This window comes from Acinetobacter sp. ANC 5600 (assembly GCF_002018395.1).
GTDB classification, from domain to species: domain Bacteria; phylum Pseudomonadota; class Gammaproteobacteria; order Pseudomonadales; family Moraxellaceae; genus Acinetobacter; species Acinetobacter amyesii.
Genome location: NZ_MVKW01000003.1, coordinates 14,567 through 33,364, shown reverse-complemented (window position 1 = coordinate 33,364; position 18,798 = coordinate 14,567). Strand labels below are relative to the sequence as shown.

The 18,798-nt window shown below is 39.9% G+C and carries 17 protein-coding genes and 1 tRNA gene; 13 read left to right on the top strand and 5 right to left on the bottom strand.

The features are described from left to right. Window position 1 precedes the first annotated feature (1 nt). The 5 genes from lldD to B1201_RS07055 all read left to right on the top strand — a co-directional run bounded on the left by lldD (window position 2) and on the right by B1201_RS07055 (window position 6,476). Window positions 2–1,156 (top strand): FMN-dependent L-lactate dehydrogenase LldD, encoded by a 1,155-nt coding sequence (lldD, locus tag B1201_RS07075; RefSeq protein WP_078192909.1) that lies wholly within the window; start codon window positions 2–4, stop codon window positions 1,154–1,156. A gap of 318 nt (window positions 1,157–1,474) precedes the next feature. Next, on the top strand, window positions 1,475–3,166 hold the full coding sequence (dld, locus tag B1201_RS07070; protein ID WP_078193289.1) for a D-lactate dehydrogenase: 1,692 nt from the start codon (window positions 1,475–1,477) through the stop codon (window positions 3,164–3,166). Window positions 3,167–3,348: 182 nt separating this feature from the next. Further along, window positions 3,349–5,385 carry an NADPH-dependent 2,4-dienoyl-CoA reductase gene (locus B1201_RS07065; protein ID WP_078192908.1) on the top strand — a complete coding sequence of 679 codons (2,037 nt, stop codon included), beginning with the start codon at window positions 3,349–3,351 and terminating at the stop codon, window positions 5,383–5,385. A gap of 87 nt (window positions 5,386–5,472) precedes the next feature. After that, window positions 5,473–5,562, top strand: a tRNA-Ser gene (locus B1201_RS07060). Between the two features lie 701 nt (window positions 5,563–6,263). After that, complete coding sequence (locus B1201_RS07055) at window positions 6,264–6,476, top strand: hypothetical protein (RefSeq protein ID WP_078192907.1); 213 nt, start codon at window positions 6,264–6,266, stop codon at window positions 6,474–6,476. Window positions 6,477–6,535: 59 nt separating this feature from the next. On the opposite strand, the gene B1201_RS07050 is transcribed toward B1201_RS07055, so the two are convergent. From B1201_RS07050 to B1201_RS07035, 4 genes are all read right to left on the bottom strand, one after another. Continuing rightward, window positions 6,536–6,829, bottom strand: a complete 294-nt coding sequence (locus tag B1201_RS07050; protein ID WP_078192906.1) for a hypothetical protein — start codon at window positions 6,827–6,829, stop codon at window positions 6,536–6,538. Window positions 6,830–6,995: 166 nt separating this feature from the next. Continuing rightward, window positions 6,996–7,352: a hypothetical protein gene (locus B1201_RS07045; RefSeq protein ID WP_078192905.1), complete on the bottom strand. Its 357-nt coding sequence runs from the start codon at window positions 7,350–7,352 to the stop codon at window positions 6,996–6,998. Between the two features lie 217 nt (window positions 7,353–7,569). Beyond that, window positions 7,570–8,316 (bottom strand): hypothetical protein, encoded by a 747-nt coding sequence (locus tag B1201_RS07040; protein ID WP_078192904.1) that lies wholly within the window; start codon window positions 8,314–8,316, stop codon window positions 7,570–7,572. Between the two features lie 88 nt (window positions 8,317–8,404). Beyond that, the gene (locus tag B1201_RS07035; protein WP_078193288.1) at window positions 8,405–9,103 is read right to left on the bottom strand and encodes a DNA polymerase III subunit epsilon; all 699 of its coding nucleotides are present in this window, start codon (window positions 9,101–9,103) and stop codon (window positions 8,405–8,407) included. A 625-nt stretch (window positions 9,104–9,728) separates the two neighbouring features. On the opposite strand from B1201_RS07035, the gene B1201_RS07025 reads away from it, so the two are divergent. The 5 genes from B1201_RS07025 to B1201_RS07000 all read left to right on the top strand — a co-directional run bounded on the left by B1201_RS07025 (window position 9,729) and on the right by B1201_RS07000 (window position 14,960). Beyond that, the gene (locus B1201_RS07025) at window positions 9,729–10,952 is read left to right on the top strand and encodes an alpha/beta fold hydrolase (RefSeq protein ID WP_078192902.1); all 1,224 of its coding nucleotides are present in this window, start codon (window positions 9,729–9,731) and stop codon (window positions 10,950–10,952) included. 156 nt (window positions 10,953–11,108) lie between these two features. After that, a complete protein-coding gene (glyA, locus tag B1201_RS07015; protein WP_078192901.1) occupies window positions 11,109–12,362 on the top strand; it encodes a serine hydroxymethyltransferase in 1,254 nt (417 codons plus the stop codon). 161 nt (window positions 12,363–12,523) lie between these two features. Further along, window positions 12,524–12,928 carry a nucleoside diphosphate kinase regulator gene (gene rnk / locus B1201_RS07010; RefSeq protein ID WP_078192900.1) on the top strand — a complete coding sequence of 135 codons (405 nt, stop codon included), beginning with the start codon at window positions 12,524–12,526 and terminating at the stop codon, window positions 12,926–12,928. Between the two features lie 247 nt (window positions 12,929–13,175). Further along, on the top strand, window positions 13,176–14,138 hold the full coding sequence (locus B1201_RS07005; protein WP_078192899.1) for a TauD/TfdA dioxygenase family protein: 963 nt from the start codon (window positions 13,176–13,178) through the stop codon (window positions 14,136–14,138). Between the two features lie 117 nt (window positions 14,139–14,255). Further along, window positions 14,256–14,960, top strand: coding sequence for a Crp/Fnr family transcriptional regulator (locus B1201_RS07000; RefSeq protein WP_078192898.1), 705 nt, complete (start codon window positions 14,256–14,258; stop codon window positions 14,958–14,960). Between the two features lie 59 nt (window positions 14,961–15,019). On the opposite strand, the gene B1201_RS06995 is transcribed toward B1201_RS07000, so the two are convergent. Further along, window positions 15,020–15,508 carry a TIGR00645 family protein gene (locus tag B1201_RS06995; protein ID WP_078189122.1) on the bottom strand — a complete coding sequence of 163 codons (489 nt, stop codon included), beginning with the start codon at window positions 15,506–15,508 and terminating at the stop codon, window positions 15,020–15,022. Between the two features lie 327 nt (window positions 15,509–15,835). On the opposite strand from B1201_RS06995, the gene B1201_RS06990 reads away from it, so the two are divergent. The 3 genes from B1201_RS06990 to B1201_RS06980 are packed head-to-tail and all read left to right on the top strand — an operon-like array spanning window position 15,836 to window position 18,736. Beyond that, window positions 15,836–16,627, top strand: coding sequence for a tellurium resistance protein (locus B1201_RS06990; protein ID WP_078192897.1), 792 nt, complete (start codon window positions 15,836–15,838; stop codon window positions 16,625–16,627). A 16-nt stretch (window positions 16,628–16,643) separates the two neighbouring features. Further along, entirely contained in the window at window positions 16,644–17,774 is a 1,131-nt protein-coding gene (locus B1201_RS06985; RefSeq protein WP_078192896.1) for a toxic anion resistance protein, read from the top strand. Between the two features lie 41 nt (window positions 17,775–17,815). After that, complete coding sequence (locus B1201_RS06980) at window positions 17,816–18,736, top strand: hypothetical protein (RefSeq protein WP_078193287.1); 921 nt, start codon at window positions 17,816–17,818, stop codon at window positions 18,734–18,736. Window positions 18,737–18,798 lie beyond the last annotated feature (62 nt).

The following is an 18,798-nucleotide window of genomic DNA, read 5'->3' as shown; positions in this document are numbered from 1 at the left end:
CATGATTATTTCTTCTGCCAATGACTACCGTGAAGCGGCACGTCGTCGTTTACCGCCATTTTTATTTCATTACATCGATGGCGGGGCGTATGCCGAATATACCTTAAAGCGTAATGTAGAAGATTTATCAAAAATAGCGTTGCGTCAACGTGTGCTGAATGACATGTCACAGCTGAGTCTAGAAACCCAACTGTTTAATGAAACCTTATCGATGCCTGTGGCTCTATCACCTGTGGGTTTAACAGGGATGTATGCACGTCGTGGTGAAGTTCAAGCAGCCGTTGCCGCAGATAAAAAGGGCATTCCATTTACGCTGTCTACCGTTTCAGTTTGTCCAATTGAAGAAGTGGCGCCAGCGATTCAGCGTCCCATGTGGTTTCAGTTATATGTGCTACGTGACCGTGGCTTTATGAAAAATGCCTTAGAACGTGCCAAAGCAGCAGGCTGTTCAACTCTGGTGTTTACCGTGGATATGCCTGTTCCGGGCGCGCGTTACCGTGATGCGCACTCAGGAATGAGCGGGCCAAATGCAGCCATGCGCCGTTATATGCAGTCGTGTTTCCACCCACACTGGGCGTGGAATGTGGGTTTATTAGGTCGTCCGCATGACTTAGGGAATATTTCAAAATACTTGGGCAAACCAACAGGTTTAGAAGATTATATCGGCTGGTTGGGTAATAACTTTGACCCATCAATTTCATGGAAAGATCTTGAGTGGATTCGTGAATTTTGGGATGGCCCGATGGTCATTAAAGGCATACTTGACCCTGAAGATGCCAAAGATGCAGTGCGTTTTGGTGCAGATGGCATTGTGGTGTCAAACCATGGTGGCCGTCAGCTCGATGGGGTTTTATCATCAGCGCGTGCATTACCGCCAATTGCAGATGCAGTAAAAGGCGATATTAAAATCCTTGCGGACTCTGGTATTCGAAATGGTTTAGATGTGGTGCGTATGCTGGCTTTGGGTGCGGATACCTGTATGCTCGGTCGCGCCTTTGTTTATGCGCTCGGTGCAGCGGGTGGTGAAGGTGTTTCTAATCTTCTAGAACTGATTGATAAAGAAATGCGTGTTGCGATGACCTTAACAGGTGCAAAAACCATTGCGGATATTACATCTGATTGTTTGGTGAAGTTAGAGAAAGAGTTGGCTGGGTGATTTTTTGAATCGATCTCTTGGGAAAGTTATTCGTCATCAAAAAAATTAGCAATGAAAGTTCCCTCTCTTTGCAGGAGAGGGTTAGGGAGAGGTGTTTATTGAATAATTCTCCTAACCCTCTTGCTTAGCGTTGCTACTCATCCCAAAGGGAGAAGGGATATTCATTATAGATTTTAATAACAATGACTAAAAACTTTTGATATGTGCAAATAAACCTACGTTGTTTAAAATTATTTAAATCAATATTTTTTATTGCATAACAATGCAATTCCTCTTTAGCGAGGAGAGAAAATAATGAAAATGGAAAATTCTACGAGCATGCAAACTCAATCATTACAAACCATTCAAAACCTTATCAACATCGTCGGTAAGCAACACGTTTTAACTGAAGATAAAGACACACGTTTATACCGCCAAGGTCGCCGTTACGGTGCAGGAAAAGTATTGGCTGTGGTTACACCGGGCTCTTTGCTTGAGCAATGGCAAGTGCTGCAAGCGGCTGTGGATGCAAATTGTATTGTGATTATGCAAGCCGCCAATACAGGTCTGACAGGTGGTTCAACGCCGTTTGGTGATGACTATGACCGTCCTGTGGTGCTGATAAGTACACGTCGTTTGGTTGGCATCCAAGTGATTAATGAAGGCAAGCAAGTCATTTGCCTACCGGGGGCGACATTAGACAAACTTGAAAAAGATTTGCTGCCATTTAATCGTGAACCTCATTCGGTGATTGGTTCTTCTTGTATTGGGGCATCGGTTTTGGGCGGCGTATGCAATAACTCAGGGGGTGCTTTGGTACGCCGCGGTCCTGCCTATACAGAGCTTGCACTGTATGCACAAGTGAATGAGTCAGGTGAGTTAGAGTTGGTCAATCATCTAGGTGTCAATCTTGGCAATACGCCTGAAGAAATCCTCACAGCGCTGGAAAATAAAAATTATCAAATCAATGATATTGTGAATAATTCAAGTTGCTGTGCATCAGATAAACGCTACTCACATGATGTTAAACAAGTCGATGAAAATACACCTGCACGTTTTAATGCAGATCCGAGTCGACTATTTGAAGCATCAGGTTCAGCGGGTAAGGTCTGCGTCTTTGCAGTACGTTTAGATACCTTTGAAAAAATTCCTAGTCAGGTGTTTTATGTGGGAACCAATTCGCAAGATGATTTAACAGAAATTCGTCGTTTTCTATTAAAAGATCTTGCACGCCTCCCGATTGCGGGTGAGTACATTCATCGCAAGGCATACGATATTGGGGCTGAATATGGCAAAGATTCTTTTGTATTTATTGAAAAATTTGGCACTGCAAAAGTTCCTGCTGCTTTTGCCATGAAAGATAAAGTCGATGGCTATTTAGAAAAACTGGGCTTGCGAGGTTTGTCGGATAAAGTCTTGCAGCTGGTGACTAAATTTTTGCCGAATCATTTGCCAAAACGTATGAATGAATTTCGTGATTTATATGAACATCATTTGATGATTCGTATTGAAAATCAGGATGTTGATCAAGTTGATGCGTATTTGAAAACGTATTTTTTAGATAAAACCTCAGGTCATTATTTTAAATGTACGGATGAAGAAGGTCGTAAGGCATTTTTACATCGTTTTGCGGTGGCAGGAGCTGCCATTCGTTATCGTGATACGCATCGTTCAGAAGTGGAAGACATTGTTGCACTGGATATTGCATTACGTCGCAATGATCGTGAATGGGTGGAAACTTTGCCGAAAGCCATGGATGAGCAAATTATCCATAAACTCTATTATGGACATTTTCTCTGTCATGTTTTTCATCAAGATTATATTGTGAAAAAAGGTGTAGACCCTTTGGCAATGGAACATGCAATGTGGCATTTACTCGATGATCGTGGCGCTGAATATCCTGCGGAACACAATGTTGGGCATTTGTATGTGGCCAAGCCTGCATTAAAAAATCATTATCAAAAACTGGATCCAACCAATAGTTTTAACGTGGGAATTGGGCAGACCAGCAAGCTGAAAAACTGGAAATAATGCTTTAAAAAACAACATGCCGTGATGTGAAAGTACACGGCTTTTTTTATGGTTAAAGGATTAATATATCCGGAGGTATTGACCATAAAGGCGAAGAATATTTTCTAAATTGTCATCCCAAAATATAAAAAAACCGCTAAAGTGTTATGCAACAAGTTGCAAAGCCAAAATAAGGATTCAGCATGACAACGACTAGCTATGCAAATATTTTAAAGCCTTTACATTTGGGTTTTACCACGATTAAAAACCGTGTCGTGATGGGGTCCATGCATAGTGGGCTGGAAGATCGTTTTTATAATTATCCTAAGCTTGCGGCTTATTTTGGTGAGCGTGCGAAAGGTGGTGTCGGCCTGATTATTACAGGCGGTATTTCGCCAAACCGTCAAGGTTGGCTGTTACCTGCTGGCGGAACCATGAATACTTTAGGTGATATTGCTCCGCATCGCTTGGTGACCCATGCAGTACATAAGCATGGTGCCAAAATTTTAATGCAAATCTTGCATGCTGGGCGTTATGGCTATCAGCCTTTTGCAGTGTCAGCAAGTCCGATTAAATCTCCGATTTCACCTTTTAAACCACGTCAATTAACGGACAAACAAATTCTTTCAACCATTGATGATTATGTCAAAACGGCAAGTCTTGCACATAAGGCCGGCTATGATGGTGTTGAAATTATGGGTTCAGAAGGCTACTTGTTGAATCAATTTTTAAGCCGTCATGTCAACCAACGTACAGACCGTTGGGGCGGTGAAATTGAAAATCGTATGCGCCTTGCAGTTGATATTGTGAAATCAATACGTGCTGAAGTGGGTGAGAAATTTATTATCTGCTTCCGTTTGTCATTGCTTGATTTGGTTCATGATGGGAACACCATGGCAGAAGTCATTACTGTTGCTAAAGCATTGGAAGCTGCAGGTGTGACGTTATTGAACACGGGGATTGGTTGGCATGAAGCACGTATTCCGACAATTGTGACCTCAGTGCCTCGCGCAGCGTTTGTGGACTATACCGCTGAAGTCAAAAAACATGTTGCGATCCCTGTCATTGCGTCCAACCGTATCAATATGCCAGATACAGCTGAAGAAATTTTAGCTTCAGGCAAGGCAGATATGGTGCAAATGGCACGTCCATTCTTGGCAGATCCATTTTGGGTAAATAAAACGGCGACCAACCGTGTCGATGAAATTAATACCTGTATTGCCTGTAACCAAGCCTGCTTAGATCATACTTTTAAAAATCAGCGTGCGACGTGTTTGGTCAACCCACGAGCGGCATATGAAACTGAATTGGTTTATTTAAAGACCAAAAAACCGAAGCGTATTGCAGTCGTCGGTGGTGGCGTGGCAGGCATGTCTGCAGCTACGGTTGCGGCAAGCCGAGGCCATGCGGTGACATTATTTGAAGCTGGTGCAGAGGTGGGTGGTCAATTTAATTTGGCAAAAGTCATTCCCGGCAAAGAAGAATTTCATGAAACGATTCGCTACTTTAAAGTTCAAATCGAAAAAACGGGTGTGGATTTGCGTTTAAATACGCGTGTAAACCGTGAACAGCTTGAACGTGAAGGGTTTGAGGAAGTTGTTATTGCAACAGGTGTGGTTCCTCGCAGCTTAAAAATTGAAGGTAGTGATGCACCGAATGTCTTGTCTTATGCAGAAGTGCTGAAAGGCGCAGCTGTGGGCAATAAAGTTGCTGTGATTGGTGCAGGCGGCATTGGCTTTGATGTATCTGAATTTTTACTCAAACCACCACATCAGCCACAACCAATGCCTTTAGCGGATTGGCAGCGGGAGTGGGGTGTTGATCCAAATCCAAACTACATAACAGAAGGTGGTATGCAGGCTGCTGAGCTCGAACCTCCTGTTCGTGAAATCTACTTATTACAACGTAAAACAACTGCAATTGGTGCTGGGTTAGGTAAAACATCAGGTTGGGTACACCGTGCACAATTAAAGAAAAATGCGGTTCGTATGCTGCGTGGTGTTCAATACAAAGCCATTACTGATGAAGGTCTTTGGGTTGAACATGCAGGGCATGATCAATTATTACGTGTAGATACAATCGTCGTTTGTGCAGGTCAGGAATCGGTGAAGCATTTGATGCCAGAACAGGGTGAGAAAACCCTTGCCAATTACCATATTATTGGTGGCGCAAAACTAGCAGCAGAGTTAGATGCAAAACGCGCAATACGTGAAGGTGCGGAGCTCGCGGCTAAACTTTAAGGATTTGGCGAAACAATATTCATTTGAAAGGTTTAGTTGTAATTTTTACTTGTCAGATGAATAAAACCTCCGTATTATGGCGCACATGGAAGCGTGGCAGAGCGGTTTAATGCACCGGTCTTGAAAACCGACGAGGGCGCGAGTCCTCCGTGAGTTCGAATCTCACCGCTTCCGCCAAATTCAAAAAAGCCCCTGTAGTGATACAGGGGCTTTTTTTTGTCTTAGATTTTAATTTGAGACGGCAATCTTATTCATTAGTATTTTTAAGCAATGCTAAAAATGGATATAAGACTTAAAATTCAAGTCAGAAATTAATACAAGGGTTGTCAAAGGTAGAATTAAAAGTAAGAGAAAAGAATGTTTATAGATTGATAGTGTAGAATTTATTTTTAATGGCCTATTTATTTAAATCTTTCACAAGCATTGGGCAGAGCTATGATCGCTTATTTTGAAAAAATGTCAATTGTATTTTATTTGATCAATTGTTTTGAAGTGTTAGCAAGGCTTGGCAAGAGAATTGAAAGTGCTATATTTAAATCACGGTAGGTCATAAAACGACGCTACCAATAAGTTGGACGGATCAATGACAGCTCGTTGAGTTTCGTAATATTTTAGTCTTAAGATATTGCAGACAAGAAATCAGCACTAGCCTTCCAACATAGAGCCCGCAGCAATGCGGGCTTTTTAATGCCTTTCAAAATGTGAAAATATAGTGTTTTTGTCAAACAATAATTAAATAGTCAACTTATGTTATTGATATATATTTACTAAAGTAAAATAAGTTTACATTGCCATGAAATCTAACATTTACAAAGCAGGTTGTTGCGTAAAGATGTGATATAAAAAATGCAATTATTAAAACAAGTAGAGACGTTACCATGACACAGATGATTGAGATAAAGGTAAAGGACCAATTTAGTCAGGTTTATGAAGCACAAGCTTTGGTGCGTAATCCTTCAGAAGAAGATTCAAGAGGGCTGTTTCATCGCATTGAACATATCATTATTGCAGGTGAAATCATCCTACCCAGTATCGAACTACTTTTTGAAAGTCAAAAATCGGACAGTATTTACAAGCTTTTAGAAGCTTAAATTGAATGAATAAAAAAACTCACCTTATGGTGAGTTTTTTTTATTTTAGAGTTAAAAATTTAAGTTGTTTGATCTACTTTAAATTGATTCAAAATATAAGACAGTAACTGATAGCGTGTCATCGGGTTGCTAGAAGACAGTTCAACGTCTTGTTTACGCACTTGAATTTCTTGAGTTAAAACTCCAGCTTGAAAACGTTGCACGATCATATGATCTTTTGATACATCATGGTCGGTCAGCACTAGTTTTGGTCCAAGGTGCAGATGTCCAATCGCATCTAGACATTGTTCAAGGCTACTATATAGGTTGAAAAGGATGAGTGCCTGATCATTAGAATAATTGGCTAAATTCATTTTTATTATCCATGGTCAAAAATTATTGAGCAGGAATAGTGTATATGAATTGAGCAACAATAATCTGTATGGATTATTTTTCATTTAATGTCTATCTAGCTAACTTTGGTTAAATCATTGAGACAGCTTAAATCTTTATGAAAAATAAGTTGGAATTCGCTTTAAATTAAAGCGGCTTGAATAGCAATGGGACATCATAACGGGCAAATTCTTCAATGATACTGTTTAAAATCAATTGAGCTTGAGGTTCCGCTGCTGTAAAAGTGAGTTCTTGGTTCGTTTGGCTGTTGAAGCATTCAACTTGTTCTATACGCCAAATTGTTTCAATGGCTGTATTTTGAATGACCACACGTCTAGGCTGTAATTCATTACTAATTTTTCGTGGCATGACATAGGTAATGGCCAATTGAACATTAGGCAATTCGTCTTGTGAGGTTAAGAAGGTAAATACCCAATTGCCAATTTTGCTGAGTTGCATAGGATTATCGAAAGAATCAAATTCTAAACAAAACTGTTGTGACATTGACATGCTCAAACGCTAGGAGATCGGTTTTATTCTTGCGATTTTTTACTGTTGATTGACATTAGGGGAAGGTCGTATAAAACAGCAGTTAAAACCATAAAAGAAATAAGTGAATAGATAAAGTTAATAAAATTCAATTCTTTATATTGATATGTGTGAAGAATTACTCACCTCATTAAGTTGTTTTTTGAATGAGAAGTGAGGAAAAGTCTCTAAGTCAAACCAGTTGTTGCAGATTTTTTAGACTGTAATTAATTTGCTGTAATGCATGTTGTAAGAGTTTAGGTTGAATATTGGATTCATTTAGACAGGTTATCCATTGCATCTGACAGGCTTTTAATTCTGCAATGTCCGTGGCCTGTTGAATATTAAGCATTAATTTTTTTGCCATCAGCCCACAATAACGCTGTAAGTAACTGCACATAAAATTCTGTAACTCATCAAAATCGTGCTCGATGAAATCAACGGTTTTTTCTGGCAATACAGGATTGTTTGTTGTCGTAGTTTCAGGTGTGGATTGTGGGAATTGATGGGGTGTAGAGCCCATCGCATCCATTGGTAGGGAGGTCGTCAGTGCGTACTGTGAATGAATCTGAGGAACTTCCATCGTAGGAATTGAAACTTCATTAAAAGTCACATGTTCTTGCGCTGTGAGATCAGATGCAGGGCTAAGGTTATTGAGATCGGACGTATCGCTAGGCGCTTTTTTAGGAGTATTAAAAGCAGAAAAATCTGAGCTTTGAAGGCGTAGATGATCATGTGCTGTAATTGGCTGAATCAGCCCAAGTTCCATTAGTTGCTCGAGCAATGTCTCTTCAGCAATCCGCTGCTGATAATGCACTGGCATTTGGTTAAAGTCATCACTACCAATCAAGAGTAACAGACGACGTTGTCTAGCATTTAATGCGAGCTGGCGGTCTTTTAAAGTTTGAAAACCCAGCTCAGTTTTTTGATAGTTGAACATGCCTTAATTCCATAGCTCAAAAGAATTAAGGCAATCCTATGCAGTGATAATGACAGTAATATTAAGAAAATATTAAACAATCAATGATTTATAGAGTAATGACAGCAGAGTTTTCTAAAGCTTTACGCAAGTACGGGTCTAAGTCATCTTGACGTAATAGCCATTGCACATAGTCCGCAGGTAATTCTGCAATTGCGGTACCGCGGTGTTTACCAAAATTAATACTGCGTGGAATGCGAGCATCTTCCGAAGCTTCGTATAATTCTTCGATGCTGTTGATTTTTAAGTGATGCACAATATGCATCAAAATATTGGCAGTTAAAATAATATCCATATCTGCGCGGTGAGCTTTACGGATCATTTCACGGGCTTTTTCACTGCCTTTGGTGATCATATAAATCAAGGCAGAAATATTATACGCTTCTGCATCAGGCCAAACACGACGAGCTAGCGCAAGGGTACAAATGGCTTTGATTTTTGAACCATCTACACCGCATTTTTCGAGCGCTCGAATATCGTAGTCGATATTATGCCCAATGATATATGTCGTCTCTGATGGGAGTTCAAAACTGCTGTAGTGGGGCTGACCTTCAAGATCTGATTCTAAAATATGATGAACAGCCATCGCTGCAAAAGAAATAGCTTCATCACAACGATATAGTTGATCAAAAATTTTAGATTTATCTAAGGTGATTTTGGCATCTGCCACCTGAATTGGAGCATAGGCAATCTCGATGGGTTGTCCATTTAGTGTATGGGTTTCTGTGTCGAGAATGATGGCTTGCATGTCCAGTTCCAGCATGTTGAATAATGTTTATGAATGTACATGATCACATCCACACTGACAAACCCATGCTGTGATTATTTGTAGGAATATTATGAAGATGGCTGCGCAGTGTTTAAATAATCTGCTTTTATCGCATCTGCTGAAATAAAACCTTTACAGCGGGATAAAGCTAAACCATCTTCTAAATCGACTTATTTTAAAGGCTTTTGTCCATCGTGATATCCAAAAATGTCGCTAAGTGGATTAAGCACTAGAGTATGTTCACGATCAATGGCATGGTGGTTTTTCGGCTTTACTTTTGTGCATATGTTTGTGTAGTTGGCAGGGGGTACAGCATTTTTGTTGATTTTACATTTTGCTTTAACCTCCGAAAAATAGCCCAATCTGTATCCAATGATCAGAAATATAAGTTCAGCCATTTTTCTGAGATCGGGGTGGCTGATGTATTTGAATGCTATTAATACATATCGAGCTAAAATAAAGTTTTAGTTCTATATTAATTTGATAAATTAAAATAAGAGCAATTGCTTGAAAATTAGGCTTGAACAAAAGTTTGTTCCATGTATTTAATGATTCATCTTCAATGAAAAATTGACTTTAAAACAACAAACAAAAGGATCATGGAATGAAAATGCTGCGTTTAACGGTTTTAGTCAGCAGTGCGCTATTTTTAGCAGCCTGCGGTAATGATAGTAATGACCAACAATTTAGTAATCCTGAAACAAACGCTGATCTCAATCAGATCAAAAATCCAGTGGTAACTACAACTGCCTATAGTCAAGACAATATGCCTGCTGTGAGTGCAGACAGCCGGTTGATGACCTATAAGATGTTGGGTGTAGATGGCAAAGTTGTTCAAGCCACAGCCTTAGTCTTTACCCCAAAAACAGTTGCTCCGGCAGGTGGTTGGAAAATTGTGGCTTGGGCACATGGAACGACAGGTGTGGCTGATAAATGCGCTCCGAGCCGACAAGGTTTGCAAGGTACTGAATATTTATTGCAAATGTTATTGGCAAAGGGTTATGTCGTTGTGGCGCCCGATTATGAGGGATTAGGGGAACCTAGTGGGCGTGAAAACCATCCTTATCTGAATCTAAAAAGTGAAGCCTTTTCGATTACCGATGCCGTTGTCGCAGCTCGAAGTTACTTAACCAGCCAAGGTAAAACGGTGTCGAAGGATTGGCTTTCGATCGGACATTCTCAAGGTGGTCAGGCCGTGTTAGGTGCGGCTGAATATGCATCACGTGCTGACTTAAATTATAAGGGAACGATTGCCATAGCACCTGCAAATAATCTTGCGCTCATTCTTGACGCAGGCGAGAAGTTAGCTGTAGGTAAACCTGCAACCGTGCAAAGTATGATTTATGCACCTTTAGACAGTTTTACTGCGCAGATCATTGCGGGTATGCAAGGGCATAAAAACAGTGTGGATTATTCAAAAGTATTTAGTGGACATCTGGCTGCGATTGCACCTCAGGCTGAAACAGTGTGTTCAGGCGAGTTAACCAAGTTAATTCAAGATGACATGCTCAGTTATGCGAGTCAGAACACGACTTTGGATAACTATGGCCGCACGCAGTCTGATTTCTTAACTTTAAAGCCAATCCAAAACTTTATGAGTGAAGGTTCACAGCCTTTAACGACAGCGGTGAAAACGCCGATCATCATTTATCAAGGTAAAGCCGATCAGACCATTCCAGCAGATGCGACTAAATTTATGATTAGCCTTGCTAAGCCGGGAACATCGATTGACTATCGTGAGCAAGCGACAGCAGATCATATTAGTATTTATACCGATAATCTGGCAAATTTTGTGCAAGATGTAGAGACTCTCATGCCAAATCAATAAGTTGATTTGACTTAAATAGTGCTCGTGCAGATTCAACACGGGCATTATTTATTTAAAAACAGCACAAACTTCCCTCTCTCATTTCTAAAACTTCATGCTACAATACGCGCCAATCTTAGCACGGCTTAAAAGCCCTAATTTAATAGGACCTCGCTAATGTTTGCCAACACCTCTATTGCTCAATTTGACCCTGAATTAGCTCAAGCGATCTCGAATGAAGATGCTCGCCAAGAAGCGCACATTGAGTTAATCGCTTCAGAAAACTACTGTTCACCTGCAGTAATGGAAGCTCAAGGTTCAAAACTTACTAACAAATATGCAGAAGGCTACCCTGGCAAACGCTACTATGGCGGTTGCGAGTATGTAGACGTGATCGAACAATTGGCCATTGACCGTGCTAAAGAATTGTTTGGTGCTGATTATGCAAACGTTCAACCACACGCTGGTTCACAAGCAAACTCTGCAGTTTACCTTGCGCTACTTAACCCAGGCGATACAGTTTTAGGTATGAGCTTGGCTCACGGTGGTCACTTGACTCACGGTGCTAAAGTTAGTTTCTCTGGTAAAACTTACAACGCAATTCAATACGGTTTGAACCCAGAAACTGGCGAAATCGACTATGAAGAAGTTGAGCGTTTAGCTGAAGAACACAAGCCAAAAATGATCGTGGCTGGTTTCTCTGCGTATAGCCAAGTTGTTGATTGGCAACGTTTCCGAGATATCGCGGACAAAGTTGGCGCTTACTTATTCGTAGATATGGCTCACGTAGCTGGTCTTGTTGCTGCTGGTGTTTACCCAAGCCCAGTACAAATTGCTGACGTAACTACAACGACTACACATAAAACACTTCGTGGTCCACGTTCTGGTTTAATTCTTGCGAAAGCAAATGAAGAAATCGAGAAAAAATTACAATCAGCTGTATTCCCTGGTAATCAAGGTGGTCCTTTAGTTCACGCTGTAGCGGCTAAAGCGATCTGCTTCAAAGAAGCAATGGCGCCTGAATATAAAGCTTACCAACAACAAGTTGTTAAGAATGCGCAAGCAATGGCTGACGTTCTAATCGAACGTGGTTATGATGTTGTTTCTGGCGGTACTAAGAACCATTTGTTCTTATTATCTTTAATTAAACAAGACATTACTGGTAAAGATGCCGATGCTTGGTTAGGTGCTGCTCACATTACTGTGAACAAAAACTCAGTACCAAACGATCCACGTTCTCCATTCGTGACTTCTGGTATCCGTATCGGTACTCCTGCTGTAACAACACGTGGTTTTGGTGAAGCTGAAGTACGTGACCTTGCAGGCTGGATCGCTGACGTTCTAGACAGCAAAGGTGACGAAGCTGTGATTGCTGCAGTGAAAGAAAAAGTTGCTGCTGTTTGCGCTAAATTCCCAGTTTACGCAAAATAAGTCTGACTTGAGAAAGCCCCCTCAAGGGGGCTTTTTTTTATGTCATCAGAAAAATTCAAAAGTTATCTAAACATTTATATTTCTGATATAACGGAATAAGAGATAACAAAAAATTTGCCCATCGCTATAGATCTGTTGGCAAGGTCGCAAAGGAACTTTATATGAAAAAACCCAATATTATTCTTTCAGAACAAGATTTACATCGCTTAGAAACCATGTTGGAGCATCAGTCTAAGTTGACGCCGACAATGGAGCATTTGGAAGATGAGATGGCGCGCGCTGAAGTGGTTGCTCCACAAGATGTCCCTGCCAATGTGGTGAGTATGAATGCCAAAGTTCTCATTAACATTGCACCTGCGACAGAAGCAACCGAAATTACACTGGTCTATCCACATGATTTTCGTGGCGATAAAGGTCAAGTCAATGTTTTGGCTCCAGTGGGCGCTGCCATTTTAGGTTTGGCTGAAGGGCAGGAAATAGAATGGCCGCAGCCTGATGGTCACACCATGAAAGTCAAAATCATTAAAGTGCTCTATCAACCTGAGCGTGAAGGGAATTATCTATAATTCCGCTGTGATATACAGATATAATCCGTACACAAAGCCATCGATACCGATGGCTTTTTTATTTTTTCTTTATTGCATTTTTAGATATGAAATCGGCAAAAGTTGTTAAGCAGATTTTATTACAACCATAGCAGTTTAACTTGGGAAAACTGTCAAAGAATTGACAGAGTCATGGGCACGAAGTCGGCACACTGTATTTCAACAACACCATCGTTGCTTAATAATTTGAAGAATAAGGTAGAGCCCTATGACACAATTAGAATCGAATCATTACAATCCAGACTATCAATATCAGCATATTGAAGTAAAACCTGTAACCGGTCGTATTGGTGCCGAAATTTCTGGCATTCAGTTGTCTGGAAATTTAGACAAAAGCGTGGTCGATGAATTTAATCATGCACTATTAAAATATAAAGTTGTATTTGTGCGTGGGCAGCAAGATCTCACAGATTTAGAACAAGAAGCCTTTGCACGACTTTTAGGTAATCCGTTGAATCACCCAAGTGTGCCACTCAAAGATGGTACAGCACATACGTTGTCAATTGACTCACGTGGTGGGCGTGCAGACTCGTGGCATACCGATATTACGTTTTTGCCCAATTATCCTAAAGCCACAATTTTAAGAAATGTAGTTGCACCTGAACATGGTGGCGATACGGTTTGGGCCAATACCGTGACCGCTTATGAAGATTTAAGTCCTGAGCTGCAAAAGTTGGCGGAACAATTACGCGCGGTGCATAGCAACAGTTATGACTATGCAACACCGAAAGGTCAGTACAATGAAGAAGGTCGCCATTTATTCCGTACCGCGGTAGAAGTGGAAACTGAGCATCCTTTGGTGCGTGTACATCCTGAAACAGGTGAAAAAAGTTTGGTTTTGGGTCACTTCTTTAAACGCTTCAGTGGATATAGTCCGGCACAGTCACGTCGTTTATTTGAACTGTTTCAAGAGCAAATCGTGCAATGGGAAAATATTGTGCGTTGGCGCTGGGCAGTAGGTGATGTGGCGATTTGGGATAATCGTGCGACGCAGCACCGTGCCATCAATGACTATAGTGATGAGTTACGTATCGCCTCACGTGTCACCATTGAGGGTGATGTACCTGTCGATGTAAATGGTCAGCCGAGTACTGTACTGAAAAATATTCAAAACACCGACATTTCAAACTTGCGTTCTGAAGCAGGCCGTATTTATGAGAAAGCATCTTAAGTATTAGAGCGTCATTTAAAACAGCATAAAAACAGATAAATAATGCGAAAAACAATGGTTTTACATTTTTCAGCACTTGCCTAAGATCGATGAGATCTTAGGCATTTTTTTATAGACGTGAGCGATCAAAAGAACACCGCCCAAAAGCATTTGTTGCAAATTTTGCGTAATGAAGACATCTTTCAGGGCTTTAGCGATCAGAGTTTAGAACAGCTTGTGCAACAGGTGAAATATTCACGTTTTCATGCACAGCAACACATCTTAAAACAACAACAAATCGTGCAAGATATTTATATTTTACTTTCAGGTACGCTACAAATTGGTTGGTTGCAAAATAATGGTGAATTGATTGTAAATGACTATATCCGTCGCCAGTCGGTATTTAATTTTGTCGCACTCTTACAACAAAAGCCTTTGAATTATGATTATTTTGCTGCGACACACGTCGAGGTGGCAATCATTTCTGGAACAATGTTTTTAGCGGTTTTACAGCGTGATTCGCAGGCGCTTTGGAATGTCGTGCAATCTCTCAGTCGACGCATGTATTTGATGTTTGAGCATAATCGTTATTTGAGAACAGCAACGCTAGAGCAGCGTATCGCAAGACATTTGATTCGACTCTATGAGCAATATGGATGTCGGCAGGAAATTCCCCTGAAACTCAGTCAGCAGGAATTTGCAGAGTCTTTTAATATTTCACGCCAAACCTTGAATAAACATTTACAGCAATTTGTTCAAACACAGGTGATTGCGTGGAATTATGGACAAATCGTGATATTGGATCTTGATCGTTTAAGGCAAATGAGCGAACTTGATGAATAAATAAATTTACCGTGTACTAGAAGCCATAATCGCAAATGGCTTCATTGACCTTACTTAGATTAGTGCTTACTGATTTTATCCAAGTAACCCATCATAAAAGCAGAAAAAACAAAGGTTAAATGCATGATGATGTACCACATGATTTTGTCATTGGGGATGTTTTTCGCATCCATAAAAATACGTAATAAATGAATCGAAGAAATTGCCACAATTGACGCTGCAACTTTGAGTTTTAATGAATTGGCATCCATAGTACCGAGCCAGTTCAATCGATTGGTCGATTCATTTATTTTCAGTTGGGAAACAAAGTTTTCATAGCCAGAAAACATCACCATTACAATCAGTCCGCCCACCATAGTCATATCGACCAAAGAGAGGATGACTAAAATCAGGTCAGCTTCTGAATATTCTAAAATATGCGGAAGGACATGAATGACTTCTTGGAAAAATTTAATCGCGAGCAGTAGCAGTGCAAAGGATAAACCAAAGTACACGGGAGCCAGAATCCAACGTGCTGCATACATTGTGTTATGGAAAAAACGTTCCATTTAAGCCTCTAAAATTATTGATCTAATATTTGGTTCTAAAGTGTATGAGTTAAATTTTACGATAATTTTGATAATAATTCATGTAGAGTCAGTTGTTTAATTTAAATCTAGATTGAATCTTTGGGTATCTTAAGCTTGAATTCATCTGTGTAGGTCATCATATCCATTGAAATGATGCCGTATGGCTGCTTAGGCGGTTCTATATGCAACGGTTGAATTTAATAACGAAATTTGACCGATGAAATAGATGTATTTTTTGCAAAATACTACAAGACTTTTATGGCAGAACTTGTAGTATAAAAATGATTTTATTGAGTTTAATTGGCTATGTCACAAATTGATGTATTGGTGCCGTTAAAGGATATTACGGTAGATCGGGCGGAAGTGCTTTCGATTAAGCGGAATGACCTTGTGCCCTTACTGACCGATCAATATCGTCTAAATCATTATGCAGATCAATTAATTCAAGCACAGTCGGTGCTGCTAGACGGTGTTGACCCTCAATTGACGAAACAACTTAGTCAAACTATTGAACAGTTGATTCAAGCTCTAGCCAATTCAAAAAAATATTTAAAAACACGCAAATTTAATGCTTTGCAAAAATGGTTAGGCATTGATTTGGAGTATGGCTCAGGACAAGTTGAATATTATAAAAATCTAGATCAATTACTTGATCGGGCAAATCATCTGAGCCAAAAGTTACAGTTAGAAATTCAAAAGTCTCAAGCACGTTTTAATCAATTGCAGGGTTTACGTGAGCAAATGGCGCGTTATATCGTCGCGGCTGAAGAGTTTTTGGTGGAATACCCACAGTTTGTGAAAAATCAGCATCCGCTTGACAACTTTGCAGAACGTTTATCGAAAAAGGTGAATACGTTGCAAACCTTACAAGCCAGTAATGATATTGCAATTACGCAAATGCAGCTTTCTCAGCAGCTTTCTTTTGAATTATTAGATCGATATAAGGAAGCTCAGCAGGTGTTGATTCCAGCATGGCAATATCATGTGAAACAAAGTCGTCAAAGTAACTCGACAAGTTCATTGGAAAAGCTTGATAATAGCCGTGAAAATTTGATTAAAACTTTAAAAAAATCATTAGAGAATTCCTCTAAGTCTTAGAAATATAAGGTGAGTTATGACCGATTTAGATGCCAAAAATTTACCCGTTGAAGTAAGCAAAGAATTGACTGAAGAAAAGTTTCAGCAACTCAATTTGCAGGAAATTGGCTTACAAACTTCCGATTTTCACGAAGTCGAAGCTGCACGTAAGGAATTGGCAGATTTAAGTCATAATAGTGTTGCTGAATATGGTAAAAACATTGCCACCAAGACGTCGACCTATACCGATGAATTATTAAATTTGGTGCAAAATAAAGATCTAGATGCGACAGGTCAAAAGCTCAATCAGGTGGTACAAGTCGCACAGCAGCTAAACACTACGAGCATTTTAAATAAATCTAAAAGCTCAGGATTTTTTGGTGGGTTACTGAGTAAATTTAAAGGTGCCAAGCAAAGTTTTGATCAGCACTTTAATACCACCAAAGAGCAAATTGATGCTTTGGTCAAAGAAATTGAAACTTCGCAAAATGGCTTAAAAGCGCGTGTAAATACCTTAGATAAAATGTTTGAAGGCGTACAAGACGAATATAAACAATTAGGGGTGTATATTGCCGCAGGTAAGTTGAAAGAGCAAGAAATTCAACAGGAAATTACAAGATTAACCACTCAAGTTCAAGATCAAACCACTACGCAAAAAATCTATGACCTCAATCATTTGGCAAATAATCTTGAAAAACGTGTGAGTGATCTACAGATCTTGCAACAATCTGCTATGCAGACCTTGCCGATGATTCGCATAATTCAATCCAACAATTTGATGTTGGTTGATAAATTTTATGCTATTAAAAACATCACATTACCTGCATGGAAAAACCAAATTAGTTTGGCGATTTCATTGCAAGAACAAAAGAACAGCGTGCAATTGGCAAATAGCATTGATGATGCGACCAATGACCTGTTAAAACGCAATGCAGATTTGTTGCATCAAAACTCTGTCGATACAGCAAAAGCCAATCAGCGTTCAGTGATTGATATTGACACACTTGAACATGTGCAAAATACCCTCATTAAAACTGTGAATGATGTGATTCAAATTCAGAAAGAAGGTGTACAAAAGCGTGAAGAAGCGACGACACGTATTCGTGCCTTACAAAATAATTTGAATCATTTAGTAATTGAATCGAGTGGTTCAAACCCTTCTTCATAAACGGTGAGGGAGGTGAAAATATAATCTGAAGGAGTATGTCTTTGCCTCCCATTGATGAATATGCGCTAAATCCGCAGCAACTGGAAACAGGGCTTCAAACCATTAAGAAGCGTCAGCGCAATTTGACGTTATTGACCTTTACCAGTGTTTCTGTGCTGATCGTTTCAGCTGTGATGTTGTTTATTCAGCATGATATGGTTTATAGCTTTTTTGGCCTAAGTTCTAGCGTACAGCAACTGCATATTCCCGTCAGTGCAGGTGATTTGACATATCAACTTGGTGAGTCCTCCGACTATTTTTTAAACTTTTTATCCTTTATTGGTTGGTTATTTCTCAAACTCATCGTTTCATTTATTGGCGCATTTTTCTTGGTTGGATTTCTAAGGAAATTTCAATTTTTTAGAATTCGCTTCCAATCATTTGTATTGAAATTTGTCGGCTGGATTTTATCGTTTATTGTGCTTTGGTCAGGCTTAACCTATGTGCAATATGACCTTAATCATGATGATCGTGCAGCAGATCAAAAATTGGTATATTATGAAAAAAATATTCAGGAAAGCCAGCTGGCTTTCGAAATGGAAGATGCACAATTGGCAAAACCCGTGCAAGCCTATTTACTTGCACAAGCTGCTTTGATGCATAAGCCTGTAGATCGTGCGACAGCAATTCCTTTGGTGCAATCCTTAATCAATGCCGAGCAACAAAATCCAGCAAAATTCCGTGAATACGGTTTTCAGCCTGAACAGCTCTGGGCAATGCAAAATCAGCTATTTGATAAAACCATGACACCGATGGCGCAAAGCGTGGAAAAACAAGTTCAGCAAGCCAATGTAGTAGAAGTTGTTGTACGTTGGGTGTTGATCGTCGTGATGGTACTCACACTGGTTTTGAGCTTAATTTTGTATCTACTATCTCAGCAGTTCAAATCACGGATAAATCGAATTGAGCAGGGACTTCATTAACACGCCTATTTTCTTTTTAGATCATTGCATTACTCAGAATAAAAATCCCCATCACATTGTAT